Origin of the sequence: Paenibacillus puldeungensis, assembly GCF_042678945.1 — a bacterium.
GTDB classification, from domain to species: Bacteria; Bacillota; Bacilli; order Paenibacillales; family Paenibacillaceae; genus Fontibacillus; species Fontibacillus puldeungensis.
In genome coordinates, this window is record NZ_JBHTLM010000008.1 from 35304 (window position 1) to 48883 (window position 13580).

Here is a 13580-nt window from a genome sequence, read left to right on the forward strand (position 1 = left end):
ATGGATTTGTGATAGGAGATATACTGAAAATTTATATGTATATTAATTTAGAGCACTATAGAATTTTTTATATTACGGCAAAATCGGGAAGCTTCTCCAAGGCGGCGGCGGAACTGTTCACCTCGCAGCCTGCGATCAGCCAGTCTATTAAACAGCTTGAGGACAAGCTCGGAGGGCAGCTATTTTACAGGAATGCAAGAGGAGTTACTCTTACTGTAGAGGGGGAGGTCCTGTTTAAATACATCGAGCAGGGCTATGGGCTGATGCTGACTGCTGAACGAAAGTTTGCAGAATTAAAGCAAATGAATGCGGGGCAATTACGGATTTCCGTTTGTACCGCCGTATGCAAATATGACTTGCTGGAGTCAATTTGCGAGTACAATCGGATGTATCCAGGCATCAAGATTAACGTAAAAGATCAATCGAGCCCGGAAATAGCCAGACTATTAAGTGTTGGGGAAATCGACATCGGGATATTGAATGTCCGCAATCTGGATGAAAGCAGTATGGATGTCGTAAAAAACATCCAAATTCAGGATTGTTTTGTGGCGGGAACAGGGTATGAGCAGCTTAATGAGAATCCGATAAGTGTTCAGCAGCTTGCGGACAATTATCCGCTGATCATGCTGCAGCAAGGCGGCAGTACTAGAGAGTATATCGAGGAGTATTTCCGCTCCCATGAAGTCCGGCTCTCCCCCCAAATCGAATTGAGCCATTTGGATTTAATTGTGGAGTTTGCCATAAAAGGCATGGGAATCGCCTGCGTTACCAAGGACTATGTACAAAAGGAGCTGCGGGAAGGGCGGCTTTTTGAAGTGCCGACAAGTGAGCCGATTCCGGTGAGAAATCTCGCGGTGGTGACCAAAAAAGGCATGCCTGTTTCGACTGCCGCCCAAAGGTTTATTGATCTTTTTTGCAGTGCGTAACTGTTATGACAGTTTTACTTTTACAGCTTATATCGATCGGTAAATCTTTCTTTCGCCAGCTTCGAGTATTTCTGGACGAAGTTTGATTTTGCCGCGGTATAGCCGTCGCGATCATGCTCATATTTTCCGAGCAGATGTAGCTTTAGCTCCCCGTATTCAGCAGCGATGTCGGGGTGGACCATGAGGTAATCTCTAAAATAGAGTTCATCCCAATCGCCTATATTTCGTACGTGTAGATGGAACACTTTATCCGCAAAGCCATTCGGCGTGTAGCCTTTATTGAACACCAGATTTAGAGCAGGTTCAGTATGTTCAGACATCAGAATCCAGCCATTGTTCGCCAATGTATGTTTTAGGTTCAATATGCTGCAGCCTTCATGTACCTCCAATAAAATGTCTACCGTCGGCTTGGCGATCAGGTTTTTGACGGCTGTGCTCCCAATATGATTCATTCGAACGATATCTTCGGAATGGAGGCAGGCTTGAAGCTTTAGCTGCTCCTCCAAATACCACTCACTATAGGCAGGGTTATGCTCTTTCAAAATAATGGGGAACAGCTCCCATAGCTCCTCTAAAGTCATTTCCGATAACGGCTTTGGCACCTTTGGCACGATCCTCTCTCCTTAAAATGGTTGGTCCGAAAGCGACCGGGCGTTACTGGCCGCCTAGATACATATTACATATCGCTCTCGCTTCGGACATAACCCGCTCGCGAAGCTCTGCAGGCTCAAGCACCTCTATCTCCGGACCGCAAGCGAGAATTAACTCGCATGCCGATTCCAGCGTTTGAAATTCCATGTCCGCACGTACAAAGCCGTTGCCACCCGCATCCGGCTCAGCACGAAGCACCTTGGCATAACGCTCTCGTTGGAGTCGCCTTAGCCGGGATTCTGTGATTCTAACCTGTGCTGGATAGCGGGGAAGACGGGATTTGAAGCTGACGGTCGATTGCTCCCAATACTCGGCCAGATTGAACCCCTCCGGACGCTCAAACGGTTCCTCCAAAAGCCGTGCTTCCTCCAATTTCGAAATGCGATAGGTCCGAAGCTCCCCATTTCGCTCTGCCGCCACATACCAAACGTTGCGCTTGGCAATGAGTCCGAGCGGATTTATGATGCGTTCCGCCACCTCATGATCCTTTTTGTAGCGGATCCAAAGCTTTCGCTGCGTCCATACGGCCTCCTGCACGAGGGAAAGCCAGGGGAAAGTCTCCTCTGATGCGTGCCACCCGGCCCCATCGATATGTATTCGCTGACGAATCAATTCCGCGTCCTGGCGAATTGCAGCGGGAGAGGCGGCAAGCAGTTTTTGATAGGCCGATTGAAAATGCTCCTGAATCCCCAGGTCGCCCAGCAGACCGCTGTGATGAGTAAGCAACAGAGAAATAACCTCCTCCTTGCGCATCCCGGTCAAGTTTGTTCGATAGCTCTCCGCTAGCGCCCAGCCGCCCTGTGATCCCCGCTCCGCGTAGACCGGAATGCCGGCCGTGCTTAAGGCCTCCAAATCTCTTGTTATGGTCCTTTCAGATACCTCAAGCTGCTCCGCCAGATGGCGGGTGCTCATCTTTCCCTGATTTTGCAGGAGCAGCAATATAGATAACAGCCGATCCGCTCGCACCTAATGGCCATCCCCTAACTTTGGAGTTTGTCTATCTTTATTCTACCACAGATATAAGACAATAGATGTCATATATAGGTTGATAAAATGAATATGAAATGATCAAAACCATCCAAAATACGTTTGTGAGAAGGAGGCGCTATGATGAATAAGCAGGAGGAATTAAAGTCGTTACAGGGAAAAATCGCCGTTGTAGCAGGCGCAACCCGGGGGGCTGGCCGTGGTATCGCGGTCATGCTGGGGGAAGCCGGGGCGACGGTATACTGTACCGGGCGAAGTGTGCGGGGAGAGGCTTCAGATCTCGGACGTACGGAGACGATTGAGGAGACGGCGGAAATGGTTACGGCGCACGGCGGGGTAGGTATTTCTGTACGTACCGATCATACTTCACCGGAGCAGGTAGAGGCACTGTTTGAACGAGTCAAGCAGGAGCAGGATGGCCGTCTCGACATTCTCGTGAATGACATTTGGGGCGGGGAACGGCTGACACATTGGGGAACTCCGTTCTGGGAGCAGCCGCTAAGCGATGCACTGCTGATGCAGGAACGCGCGGTGAAAACACATCTGATAACGAGCTATTATGCTGCGCCGCTCATGGTGAAGCGCGGGACAGGACTGATCATCGAGATCACGGATGGTTCTACGTACAGCTATAGAGATAACTTATATTACAGTCTGGCAAAAATAGCTCCGATCCACCTGGCCACCGGCATGGCCGAGGAGCTCCGCCCGCATCACGTGACCGTTGTGGCCGTAACTCCGGGATTTCTGCGCTCCGAGCAGATGCTGGAGCACTTCGGAGTGGAGGAGCACAACTGGCGGGACGCCATTGTGCAGGAGCCACATTACAGCGAATCAGAGACGCCGTATTTCGTCGGCCGGGCGGTTGCGGCATTGGCCGCCGACCCCAAGGTGAGCGAAAAGTCCGGACAGGCGCTCACCAGTTGGGATTTATCGGACGAATACGGCTTTACTGACATTGACGGCCGCAGGCCGCATTGGGGAAATTACGCGCGAGAGCAGGGATTGCCGGTTCGGTGATGTTTGAGCTGGGTAACCAGGGTAGAGTGATTGGGTAGAGTAGAGTGGATTAGAAAAAGAAAGATTGGGATAGAGCAGAGTAAGCAGGTTAGAGTAGGAGTAGGCTGGTTAGGAGTAGAGTGAGCAGGATGGAGTAGAGTGAAGTAGATTAAGTAAGTTAGAGTAAAGTAGGACGAAGTTGAAGTAGAGTATAGTAGGTGGAGCGGAGTGCTCCGTATGTGTATTGGCTAGAGTTGATGAGAAGTATAGGACGGGGCACGGTGTACCATAAATCGGTATAAATGTGGTCGCCTAAATTCTAACGAATCTGAGCATCGCTATTTTGCCTAAATCGGCCAATTATTGACTCTAACGAATCCCAGAAACCTTATTTGGTATAAAAACAGCAGAATTGCCCCATTTTGAGACAAATAAGACGTGCTGGATTCGTTAGAGTACAAATTTCCGCATTTTGCATCAAATAAGGCTTACTGGATTCCTTAGCCGCCGAGCTGAAGTATGCGCCACGGCACGTCGGCGCACCGAGTTCATGAGCTGCCACGATCGGGCACATCAGAACTGCCGCCACCACGATTGCAGCCGCACTCGTACCCGGTCAACCACGATCCCGCGCAACAGCCAAACTGGCATAGTGGCCCTGCCGCTGATCCACGCCGGCCTGCCCTGCCCCGCCTCCGCGTTAATACCGGGCCTGTTCCGGGCTTCCGCCAGTGTTGCGCTCGAAGGCAACGATCCAGTCGCCTTGAATTGCGGCGTAACCGGTGTCTCCCTCCACTACGAGGCCATACAAATTTTTGACATCAAGATATTCTTGGCGTTCTCCGTTATCGAATTCGAGTGTGATGTAGTAGTACGTACGCGAAGATGTGGAGTTCATGTGGTTGTCTGAGTTCATGTGGCTATGTTGGTGAACATCCATCCGCTTGGATACGACCTTGGCAAAACGGCTATCACGCGGGGAGTTGGCATTTTTCATATAACGCGCGCCACTTCCAACCATTTTCACAATGATGATAACGAGCACAACAATGAATAAAATTGGAAATAACGTGCTAATAAGCTCAAACATCCCACCTCCGCTACCAATAGAGTACGGGGAACTAAATCCATTCATTTCAAAAACAGCCTCCTTTGCCGAATCGAACATCACTGTTTTTTATGTGCGAAGTAACCACCTAGTCAGCATGATGATCTTCCTAATTTACGAAGAAAATGGGATGTATGTTTCATTTTATCACGAACAGCCTCATAAGCCGCATAGATTGTGAATGAATATGATTTGTGCTAAACTGGAATAAATATGAAAAGAACGGAGGGTTCCCTGTGTTGTACATTAAATTCCGTTTTACCACTTTGCGCGGCTAATTGAATAGTGCTCAAAGGCTCTGCACCTGTGCGGAGCAAACGGGATAGGTGTGCTATGATAAAGGGAACTTCACCTTTTTCACAAAGGTAACTTTAGAATAGAATATGCCTTACGTGACTGCCTTTGCGGGACAGATTTGTTACCGCGGAAGGCTTCATTTTTGCGGTCCAATGCCGCTTTCCGTTTGCATATAGACACAGGTGTGATGCCTGTGTTTTTTATTTTTCTTATAAAGGGAGGCAGGCAACATTATGGAACAACTCATACAAAAAGCGATCCTGGTCGGCGTGAATCTGAACCATCAGGACGATTTCGATTATTCAATGGAAGAACTGGCGAATTTGGCGGAGGCTTGCGACATTGAAGTCGTTGGGGTGCTCACGCAAAACTTGGTTAAGGTGAATACCTCACATTATATTGGTACGGGCAAAATATCGGAGGTCATGGCGCTGCTGGAGGCGAATGACGGAAATCTGGTCATTTTTAACGATGAGCTGTCCCCGTCGCAAATTCGTAATCTAGAGTCGGATCTGCAGTGCAAGGTGATCGACCGGACTGTGCTCATCCTCGATATATTCGACCAGCGGGCCAAGACCCGGGAAGCGCAGCTTCAAGTAGAGGTAGCCCTACTGAAATATATGCTGCCGCGCTTGATCGGTCTGCGCGAATCGCTGGGCCGCCAAAGCGGCGGCGTCGGCACGAAGAACCGCGGCGCCGGGGAAACTCGGCTTGAACTGGATCGCCGGCGGATTGAGGAGAAGATTACCGCGCTCAGCAAAGAGCTTGAGCAGGTTGTCGCTCATCGACAGACTCAGCGGAAGCAGCGCAAGAAGAACGATGTTCCCGTCGTATCCTTGGTAGGCTACACGAATGCTGGGAAATCCACGATCATGAACGCCATGATGGAGATGTTCAATCCGTCCCAAGAGAAGCTGGTGCTCGAGAAGGATATGCTGTTTGCCACACTGGAAACGTCGGTGCGGAATATTTCGCTTCAGGACCATAAATCATTTTTGCTGACCGATACGGTCGGTTTTGTCAGCAAGCTGCCGCATCATCTGATCAAAGCGTTTCGCTCTACGTTGGAGGAAGTGGCGGAAGCCGATTTGCTCATTCATGTGGTCGATTTTTCGAACCCGGAGTATGAACGTCACATAGAGATCACCAACCAAACGCTAAAAGAGATCGGAATAACCGATATCCCGACGCTATATGCGTACAACAAATCCGATCTTACGGACCACGTAATCCCTGAGGTGCAAGGCGATATCGTTTACATGGCCGCTAAGCCTCGAATCGGGATGAATGAACTGGTTGAGCAAATCCGCTCGCGGATCTTTAAAGATTACATTCGCTGCCAGATGATTATTCCGTATGACCAAGGCAGCTTGGTATCTTACTTCAACCAGCATGCCAACATTCTGGAAACCAGCTATGAGGCGGAAGGGACGAAGCTGGATTTGGAGTGCAGGCTGAGCGACTATGGGAAATACGAGGAGTACGTAATCGACCTGGCGAAATAAACAATCGAACAAAATATAAAATTTTGATATTTTATTTCGAAAAGGTATTGTCGAATATCCGGGTAAGGCGTAAAATAGCCCTCGACACAGGATATTCAAAAAGGAGATTATTTAATATGTCCGATATGTTGGTTAAGTTATATGATCTGCCTCCATTGGAGTCGGTGGAGCAATTCGAAGCACGCACCGGGGTCACGATTCGCAGAGCGATCGCTCCGGAAAAGCACGTGGTCACAAAGTGGATTGGTGAGCATTTCAGCCCGTTCTGGGTAAGCGAAGCCGAGGTGGCTTTTGCCCATGCGCCGATTACGTGCATCATTGCTACTGAAAATGGCAAGATGCTCGGGTTCGCCTGCTATGATACGACGACCAAAGGCTTTTTTGGTCCTACCGGGGTAGATGAGAAGGAGCGCGGAAGAGGAGTCGGCAAAATGCTGCTGATGCATACGCTATATCTGATGCGCCAGGACGGTTACGGGTATGCGGTCATCGGCAGTGCAGGACCTAAGGATTTTTATGCCAAAGCTGTTGGAGCGGTCGTGATCGAGGGCTCGGAGCCCGGTATTTATAAAGGGATGCTGCGTTAAAATAGCATAATGCTATAAAGAAATAAGCCGATTCCCATTGGGGAACGGCTTATTCCTTTTTTGAACTTTAGCACGGAATGAAGATGAAGTGGGGGACATGCTCCGCACTTTCAGACCTTGCAGACGATCAGCAAAAGAGTAATATGGCGAGTGAAAGATGGGTGTCGGCCGAAATGGGCTGACCTCCGCTTACTCTTACGGTAGCAACTACCGTTACATTAGAACTTGCTGTTATCGCAGGAACTACTTTTACATATAGGGCTTACTCTTGCCATAGAACTTACCGCTACCATTGGGACTTACAAACTAAATGTATTTTCTACAGTTAAATCCCGCATATTTGGAACCTTTGAGCATTTAAGTGCAGAAAGTGCAGCTAAAATCAGCAAAACGAACCTGCCAAGGCAAATTGCATCATTTTAGATGTACGAAATGCAACTAAAAATCCAAAATCGATCTCCCCTGAAAATACGCCTAAAGATCGGTGAGATGTTGAAAAAGCTGCAGGGAGCAAGGAGTAGAGCAGAAGAGAGAATGGGTATGGGGTGAAACCCCATACCCATTCCTCCCATGCCTCCAATATAGAAGTCTAACAAGCTACAGCGCCGGCAATATGACGGTGAAGGCCGCGCCTTTTCCAGGCTCGCTGCTGACGGAGATTTGGCCCCCGTGAGCTTCAACAATCGATTTGGATATCGCGAGACCTAACCCGGCTCCGCCTTGCTTGCGCGTACGCGATGCGTCGCTGCGGTAGAAGCGCTCAAATACGTGCGGCAGATGCTCTTCAGCAATCCCTTGACCGTTATCCTGTACCTGAAGCAGAGCTAATCCCGGCTCGGCGGATAACGTTATGGTGATTTGGCCCTGCTGTGGGTCGGTATGCTGTACAGCATTATGGAACAGATTGAGTACCACTTGCTTGATTTTATCGCAATCGCACATGACTCGAAGGTTTCTGCTCAAAGCAAATTCCACCTCGCGTTCTCCTGCTAGGATGCGGAGGTGCGGCTCCATATCCTCAATAAGAACATCCAGGGATGCCTCGGTACGCTGGACTACTGGAGCACGATCCAATTTAGCCAGCGTCAGCAAATCCTCGACCAGCTTCTTCATGCGCTTGGATTCGCCGAGCATGCTGTTCAAAGCGGTATGGAGCTGCTCCGGCCGGTTTACGGCTCCGCGCAGAAGCACCTCAAGAAAACCGTGTATGGAGGTAAGCGGAGTACGAAGCTCATGCGAGGCGTCTGCCACGAAACGGCGCATTTGCTCCTTCGCCTCGCGTTCGGTTTCAAATGCATCCTCCAGTCGTTCCATCATTCCGTTAAACGAGACGCCTAGCCGATCGATTTCCGTTTGTCCGGTCACTGCCGGAAAGCGGTTATTCAGGTTGCCCGCATTGGTATCCTCGACGGTTGTCACCATTTGATTCAGCGGATTCAGGGTGCGGCGCAGTACCGGTAAATAGAGCGCCAGTCCACCGGCTAAGGCAAGCAGTGACAGAAAAACAAAGGTCAATAACTGACGCAGAACAATGTCATGTAGCCTTTCCGTGTAAGTTCCCATTTGCACCACCCATGAAGCCCCTCCCATTTCCCCAGGATTGCCGACGGCACGGAAGACAACTAGCTGTTCGTTCCCAGCCTTATCCTCCACAACGCGGTAGTCGTCCGGCCCTAGCTTACCAGTATCATTTTTGAATAGAGCCTTATAGTGTTCCTGTGCAAGCTGCGGTGCAGGGACACCGGATGCGCCGGTAATATCGAGAAAGCTCAGATCGGAGCCCACAATCGCCAGTGAGGAATCCGGAAGGAACAGCATCGGGGGACGCTGAGCGTTGTCATTGCCGTTGTTTGGTTTGCTGGCATCGCGACCCGAAAAAGGATTGTTCACACCTCCAGCATCATGTCCAGGACCAGCCCGGTTGAACAGATCCTTGAGTGGGCCTCTCATTTGAGAGATCATCGTCTGCGCTTCGTTCCGGTACAGAAAGTCTTTCATCAATACGTACTGAAAGGCTCCGATCAGCAGCAGCAGTGCCGCCAGGATATATAAGGAACGCGATAACAACTGATAACGGAGCGAGCTCGGAATGAAGAGGCTGCGAAGCCTCTGCAGCACTTTTTTACCCATAAAAGAAAGGCTTATCTTCATCTTCATGGTAAATCAACGCGGTAGCCCGCGCCCCGAAGCGTTCGGATCAACCGATGCTCCTTATCGTTCAGTTTTTCGCGAAGCGAGCGAATGTACACTTCTACGATGTTTTCCTCACCGCCAAAATCATAGCCCCAAACCTTATCTAAAATCGTTGTTTTACTGAGTACGATACCGTGGTTGATAATCAAATATTTGAGTAGCTCATATTCGGTGGGGGAGAGCTCCAGAACTTGCTCCAAATAAATGATTTCCTTCCTCCGGTCGTCCAAGCGGAACGGGCCCATAACAACCTCGCCGAACAGCGCAGGAAACTGATTGCGAAGGCGTGCTCCAATCCGGGCCAGCAGCTCCTCGAAGCTGAACGGCTTCACGACGTAGTCGTCGGCCCCGATCGTGAGTCCCTTCACCCGGTCATCGACCTCGTCCTTGGCGGTAAGCATGATAATCGCGACGTTCTCGCCGTTTTTTCGCAGCATGCGGCAGACCTCCCAGCCATCCATCCCGGGCATCATAACATCCAGGACAACGACATGCGGCTGAAATTCAGCTGCAAGGCTCACGGCGGTCATACCGTCCCCGGCAGACCGTACTTCATAGCCTTCATTGGCGAGACCTAGCTCCAGAAACTGTACGATATGCGGTTCATCGTCGACCAGTAATATTTTTGCACCTTTGACGTTATTCATATGATGATAGCCTCCCTAAGTTACATCCGATCCATGTATTAATTATCGCTTTGTCGGCTGAGTGTAAGCTGAATGACGCCTGAGCACCGACTGAAACTGCAGTACAGCTCGTCTCTTCTGATCGTAACCGGATTACTTGGGGAAGTAAATTAAGTTTTACGAGAGCTGCCATGTCGTTCCAGCTACTCTTGATTGCAAATCTGATTACCGCTATACTTTTCTCATGAAAGTTTAATAAAGGGGAGTAAAGACATGGATAAAGTACTGATTTTTGGACATAAAAATCCCGATACGGACACGATCTGCTCTGCGCTTGCGTATGCAGATTTGAAATCGCAGCTGGGCTGGAACGTTGAGCCGGTTCGGCTTGGAAATGTGAACGGAGAAACGAGCTTTGCGCTCAAACGGTTCGGCTTTGAAGCCCCGCGGCTGGTAGAGTCGGTTTCCGGTGAAGTGAAGGAAGTTATCCTGGTCGACCATAACGAACGTCAACAAAGCGCCTCCGATATCGATAAGGTTCAAGTGTTGGAAGTTATCGACCATCATCGGATCGCGAATTTTGAAACGAGCGGACCGCTGTTTTATCGCGCTGAGCCGGTCGGCTGCACAGCAACGATTTTGAAAAAATTGTACAAAGAGAACGGAATCAGCATCCCTGCAAACGTGGCCGGATTGATGCTGTCTGCGATCATATCGGATTCACTGTTGTTCAAATCGCCAACCTGCACAGAGCAGGACGTTGCCGCCGCCCGCGAGCTAGCTGAAATTGCCGGGGTGAATGCGGAAGAATACGGACTGGATATGCTGAAAGCCGGTGCGGATTTGAGCGACAAGACGATCGAGCAGCTGATCTCCCTGGACGCCAAAGAGTTCGAAATGGGCGGTTCCAAGGTGGAAATCGCACAAGTGAACGCGGTGGACGTGAACGATGTGCTGGCTCGCCAACCAGAGATCGAGACGGCATTGAATAAAATCATTGAGAGCAAGGGACTCGATCTGTTCCTGCTTGTAGTCACGGACATTTTGAACAGCGATTCGGTAGGGCTCGCTTTGGGTAAAGGGGCAAGTGCCGTAGAAGAAGCATATAACGTGAAGCTGTCCGACAACAAAGCACTGCTAAAAGGCGTTGTATCCCGTAAAAAGCAAGTCGTTCCGGTTCTTACGGACATTTTCAACAAACGCTAATTCTGCATTACATAGCAATTAATAAAAGCCTTGATGAAGCAGGGAGCCACCCCGCTTGCATCAAGGCTTTTTGCTGTAATCATAAGCTTATGAAGGTTCGGTCGAAGGCTCCATATTTGTATTTGCTGCAGGAGCCGGCTTCTTATATTTGAAAATCGGCACCAGAATGGCTGCGCCAATCAGCATGACCAGGCCGGATGCAGCATAAATCCCGACCAGCGGAAACAATTTTTTGAGTACGCCGGCAAAAGACATCATAATGACCATCATGCCCATGAACATCGGGCTGAGCACTCCGTTGACCCTTCCGACAAAAGACTGCTCCGTCCACTGCAATATGAGCGTATTGATGCCGATTTGAATGCAAGGCATCGTTAGCCCGTTCAGAAATTGAAGCGTCAGCGTCAGCGGTACGCTGTGGGAGAAGCCCATCCCTGCAATGCACAAGGCGCTGATCGTCATCCCGAATGCCAGCAGCATTTGCGGGGAAATTTTTTTGGCGAGTGTCATGACGGCGGCTCCGCCGATTAACATGGCAACGCCGTTCACCATCAGCAGAAATTGCAAAAATTCTTTGCTTTTGCCTAAATTTTCAGTGACCACGTACAACCCGAGCGTTTGGATCGTCCCGATGGAAAATCCGGCTATAGCAAAGGTTGCCCCCAGCACTCTCAGCACCGGGCTGCGCCACACGTATTTGAAGCCGTCCGCCAGCTCTTGACGGATGTTCGTTTTAGGCTTTTCGCTTTTGTCCTCCACCACATCAGCAGGCAGTCTAAACAAGGTGATCGCGGATAGGAGGAAGGCTACACCCATCACAGCGATGGAGACGTATATACCAAACTGATGATAGGAGAAGATGCCCAGCGAAGGCCCTAAAATCATAAAGATCGCCATGAGGGACTGAAACATCGCCATGCCCTGCTGTACTTTGTCGGGATGGACATGCTGCTTGAACAGCTTCATAACAGACGGCTGTGAAAATTGCGATAGAATGGCGGAAATAAAAGTTGCAAAATAAACCGCCTGCCACGATTCATAAATTAGCGTCAATAATACGGCAAAGACGGAGACGGCGGACAGAAAGTCGCACCAGATCATCGTTTTTTTCGGCTTCCAGCGGTCGGCAAAAGCCCCGCCGATGAAGGAAAATACAAAAATCGGAGCAAATTCGACGACCGATATTAAGGATACGGCTAACGGATCATTATTGGTCTTATCGGTGACAAACATCAGAATAGCGAAGTTTCTTACCCAGATCCCGATCTGCAGAAAAATGTTGGAGATCAGGACCGTCTGATAGAACTTGTTGCGAAACAGACTGGTCGATGCAGGTGAAGCATGAGCCTCATTTGACATAATTACCACCTCAGGTATGATTTTCTCTCTCTTGACAGATCTATCCCATCCTAAAAGAATACTTTATTTGAACTCTCATTAGAAGGGTAAAAAACAATTATAGCCATGAATTACAGCATCTTAAAACGTTCAAGCTGATCCCAAAGCCCTTCCTCACGTAAAATTTCTCGTTGCTTGGGGCCGATCAGGTCAAAGTGGGGAAACGGGGAACGATGATGGATATACTTTGGGTCCAAATCATGCTCAAGGCACCACGCAGTAAGCCGCCCCAGATCGGAGCAGCCTACCTTGGTCACTGTTTTTATTCCCGGAAAACGCGGCTCAAGCCAAAAATGAGTCAAGTAGGCGATTTTACCTTGGGCCACGGCCCGTTTCCAGGCGTTTAGTTCTTCTCTCGTTACCCCGAATGCCAATGTCATCGCCCCCTTATCGTATGCTCAGTTAGTTATGGATACCTCTCCACAGGAAAGAAATGATGGACTCGGCCGCTTCCTCCGTGGTTTCGAATAGTTTAGTCCGGCCCGTATACTGGCGTTCTCCGATTCTTAGCATGGACACAAAAATATGTGCCGCCAGGTTAGGGTCGCTGCACACGATTTCATGCTGCCTGGCCGCCTCCTCAAACCCTTTGCAAAGCGTTTGGTATAGGGCATCCTCTTGATGGATGAGCTGATTTTGCTGCTCCTCCGATAAATGCTGCTTTATTTTCCCAAACATATCATCCATATGAATCTGAGGTACCTTTAAATAGTTCACCGATATTTTTAGCAGCCGCTCCTGAAAAGATCCCGGTCCTTGCAAAATATGCTCGATCCGTTCATTCACCCGAGTGAGGACACCGACGATTGAGGCCACGAAAAGATCGGTTTTGGTCGGAAAATAGTAATAAACAGTCGCCTTTGTGACACCGCTATGGTCGGCAACCTGGTTCATGGATACGTTCTCAAAGCCTTTCTCCATAAACAGTACGGAGGCCGAGTGCAATATTAGATCAGACGTACTGATGCTGTCCTGCTGCTGGATTGGACGTCCTAAGGGTCTTTTAGTTGGAATGTCCATGCGATCACCTCAAATCTTGTACTGACGAAACATTATACCATAAGCTTTTTATCGGAACATCATTTGAAAAAACAATG

13 protein-coding genes are annotated in these 13580 nt (G+C 49.4%); 5 read left to right on the top strand and 8 right to left on the bottom strand.

Going from position 1 to position 13580, the window contains the following annotated elements; genetic code table 11:
- The first annotated feature begins 8 nt into the window (after window positions 1–8).
- The gene (locus tag ACFQ3W_RS12530; protein ID WP_379319568.1) at window positions 9–926 is read left to right on the top strand and encodes a LysR family transcriptional regulator; all 918 of its coding nucleotides are present in this window, start codon (window positions 9–11) and stop codon (window positions 924–926) included.
- Window positions 927–946: 20 nt separating this feature from the next.
- On the opposite strand, the gene ACFQ3W_RS12535 is transcribed toward ACFQ3W_RS12530, so the two are convergent.
- Together ACFQ3W_RS12535 and ACFQ3W_RS12540 are read right to left on the bottom strand one after the other, a co-directional pair.
- Window positions 947–1537 (bottom strand): GrpB family protein, encoded by a 591-nt coding sequence (locus ACFQ3W_RS12535; RefSeq protein ID WP_379319569.1) that lies wholly within the window; start codon window positions 1535–1537, stop codon window positions 947–949.
- Between the two features lie 43 nt (window positions 1538–1580).
- Window positions 1581–2543 carry a helix-turn-helix transcriptional regulator gene (locus ACFQ3W_RS12540; protein ID WP_379319570.1) on the bottom strand — a complete coding sequence of 321 codons (963 nt, stop codon included), beginning with the start codon at window positions 2541–2543 and terminating at the stop codon, window positions 1581–1583.
- A 141-nt stretch (window positions 2544–2684) separates the two neighbouring features.
- Between ACFQ3W_RS12540 and ACFQ3W_RS12545 the strand changes: the two genes are divergently transcribed.
- The gene (locus tag ACFQ3W_RS12545; protein WP_379319571.1) at window positions 2685–3584 is read left to right on the top strand and encodes an SDR family oxidoreductase; all 900 of its coding nucleotides are present in this window, start codon (window positions 2685–2687) and stop codon (window positions 3582–3584) included.
- A gap of 679 nt (window positions 3585–4263) precedes the next feature.
- Here the strand turns inward: ACFQ3W_RS12545 and ACFQ3W_RS12550 are convergent.
- A complete protein-coding gene (locus ACFQ3W_RS12550) occupies window positions 4264–4698 on the bottom strand; it encodes a DUF2500 domain-containing protein (RefSeq protein WP_379319572.1) in 435 nt (144 codons plus the stop codon).
- 503 nt (window positions 4699–5201) lie between these two features.
- Here ACFQ3W_RS12550 and hflX point away from each other — a divergent pair.
- Window positions 5202–6473, top strand: a complete 1272-nt coding sequence (hflX, locus tag ACFQ3W_RS12555) for a GTPase HflX (protein WP_379319573.1) — start codon at window positions 5202–5204, stop codon at window positions 6471–6473.
- 125 nt (window positions 6474–6598) lie between these two features.
- Entirely contained in the window at window positions 6599–7060 is a 462-nt protein-coding gene (locus ACFQ3W_RS12560) for a GNAT family N-acetyltransferase (protein ID WP_379319574.1), read from the top strand.
- Window positions 7061–7657: 597 nt separating this feature from the next.
- On the opposite strand, the gene ACFQ3W_RS12565 is transcribed toward ACFQ3W_RS12560, so the two are convergent.
- Together ACFQ3W_RS12565 and ACFQ3W_RS12570 are read right to left on the bottom strand one after the other, a co-directional pair.
- Window positions 7658–9211 carry a HAMP domain-containing sensor histidine kinase gene (locus ACFQ3W_RS12565; protein ID WP_379319752.1) on the bottom strand — a complete coding sequence of 518 codons (1554 nt, stop codon included), beginning with the start codon at window positions 9209–9211 and terminating at the stop codon, window positions 7658–7660.
- Between the two features lie 2 nt (window positions 9212–9213).
- Window positions 9214–9900 (bottom strand): response regulator transcription factor, encoded by a 687-nt coding sequence (locus ACFQ3W_RS12570; RefSeq protein WP_379319575.1) that lies wholly within the window; start codon window positions 9898–9900, stop codon window positions 9214–9216.
- Window positions 9901–10152: 252 nt separating this feature from the next.
- Between ACFQ3W_RS12570 and ACFQ3W_RS12575 the strand changes: the two genes are divergently transcribed.
- Window positions 10153–11085 carry a manganese-dependent inorganic pyrophosphatase gene (locus ACFQ3W_RS12575; RefSeq protein WP_379319576.1) on the top strand — a complete coding sequence of 311 codons (933 nt, stop codon included), beginning with the start codon at window positions 10153–10155 and terminating at the stop codon, window positions 11083–11085.
- Window positions 11086–11172: 87 nt separating this feature from the next.
- On the opposite strand, the gene ACFQ3W_RS12580 is transcribed toward ACFQ3W_RS12575, so the two are convergent.
- The 3 genes from ACFQ3W_RS12580 to ACFQ3W_RS12590 all read right to left on the bottom strand — a co-directional run bounded on the left by ACFQ3W_RS12580 (window position 11173) and on the right by ACFQ3W_RS12590 (window position 13503).
- Entirely contained in the window at window positions 11173–12444 is a 1272-nt protein-coding gene (locus ACFQ3W_RS12580) for an MFS transporter (RefSeq protein ID WP_379319577.1), read from the bottom strand.
- 110 nt (window positions 12445–12554) lie between these two features.
- On the bottom strand, window positions 12555–12857 hold the full coding sequence (locus ACFQ3W_RS12585) for a hypothetical protein (RefSeq protein ID WP_379319578.1): 303 nt from the start codon (window positions 12855–12857) through the stop codon (window positions 12555–12557).
- Between the two features lie 28 nt (window positions 12858–12885).
- Entirely contained in the window at window positions 12886–13503 is a 618-nt protein-coding gene (locus tag ACFQ3W_RS12590) for a TetR/AcrR family transcriptional regulator (RefSeq protein WP_379319579.1), read from the bottom strand.
- Window positions 13504–13580 lie beyond the last annotated feature (77 nt).

Bases quoted from the DNA above. Each gene is read 5' to 3' on its own strand.
- ACFQ3W_RS12575 (WP_379319576.1), top strand. From the start codon at position 10,153: ATGGATAAAGTACTGATTTTTGGACATAAAAATCCCGATACGGACACG.
- ACFQ3W_RS12545 (WP_379319571.1), top strand. From the start codon at position 2,685: ATGATGAATAAGCAGGAGGAATTAAAGTCGTTACAGGGAAAAATCGCC.
- ACFQ3W_RS12590 (WP_379319579.1), bottom strand. From the start codon at position 13,503: ATGGACATTCCAACTAAAAGACCCTTAGGACGTCCAATCCAGCAGCAG.
- ACFQ3W_RS12550 (WP_379319572.1), bottom strand. From the start codon at position 4,698: ATGAATGGATTTAGTTCCCCGTACTCTATTGGTAGCGGAGGTGGGATG.
- ACFQ3W_RS12570 (WP_379319575.1), bottom strand. From the start codon at position 9,900: ATGAATAACGTCAAAGGTGCAAAAATATTACTGGTCGACGATGAACCG.
- ACFQ3W_RS12565 (WP_379319752.1), bottom strand. From the start codon at position 9,211: ATGAAGATAAGCCTTTCTTTTATGGGTAAAAAAGTGCTGCAGAGGCTT.
- hflX (WP_379319573.1), top strand. From the start codon at position 5,202: ATGGAACAACTCATACAAAAAGCGATCCTGGTCGGCGTGAATCTGAAC.
- ACFQ3W_RS12560 (WP_379319574.1), top strand. From the start codon at position 6,599: ATGTTGGTTAAGTTATATGATCTGCCTCCATTGGAGTCGGTGGAGCAA.
- ACFQ3W_RS12580 (WP_379319577.1), bottom strand. From the start codon at position 12,444: ATGTCAAATGAGGCTCATGCTTCACCTGCATCGACCAGTCTGTTTCGC.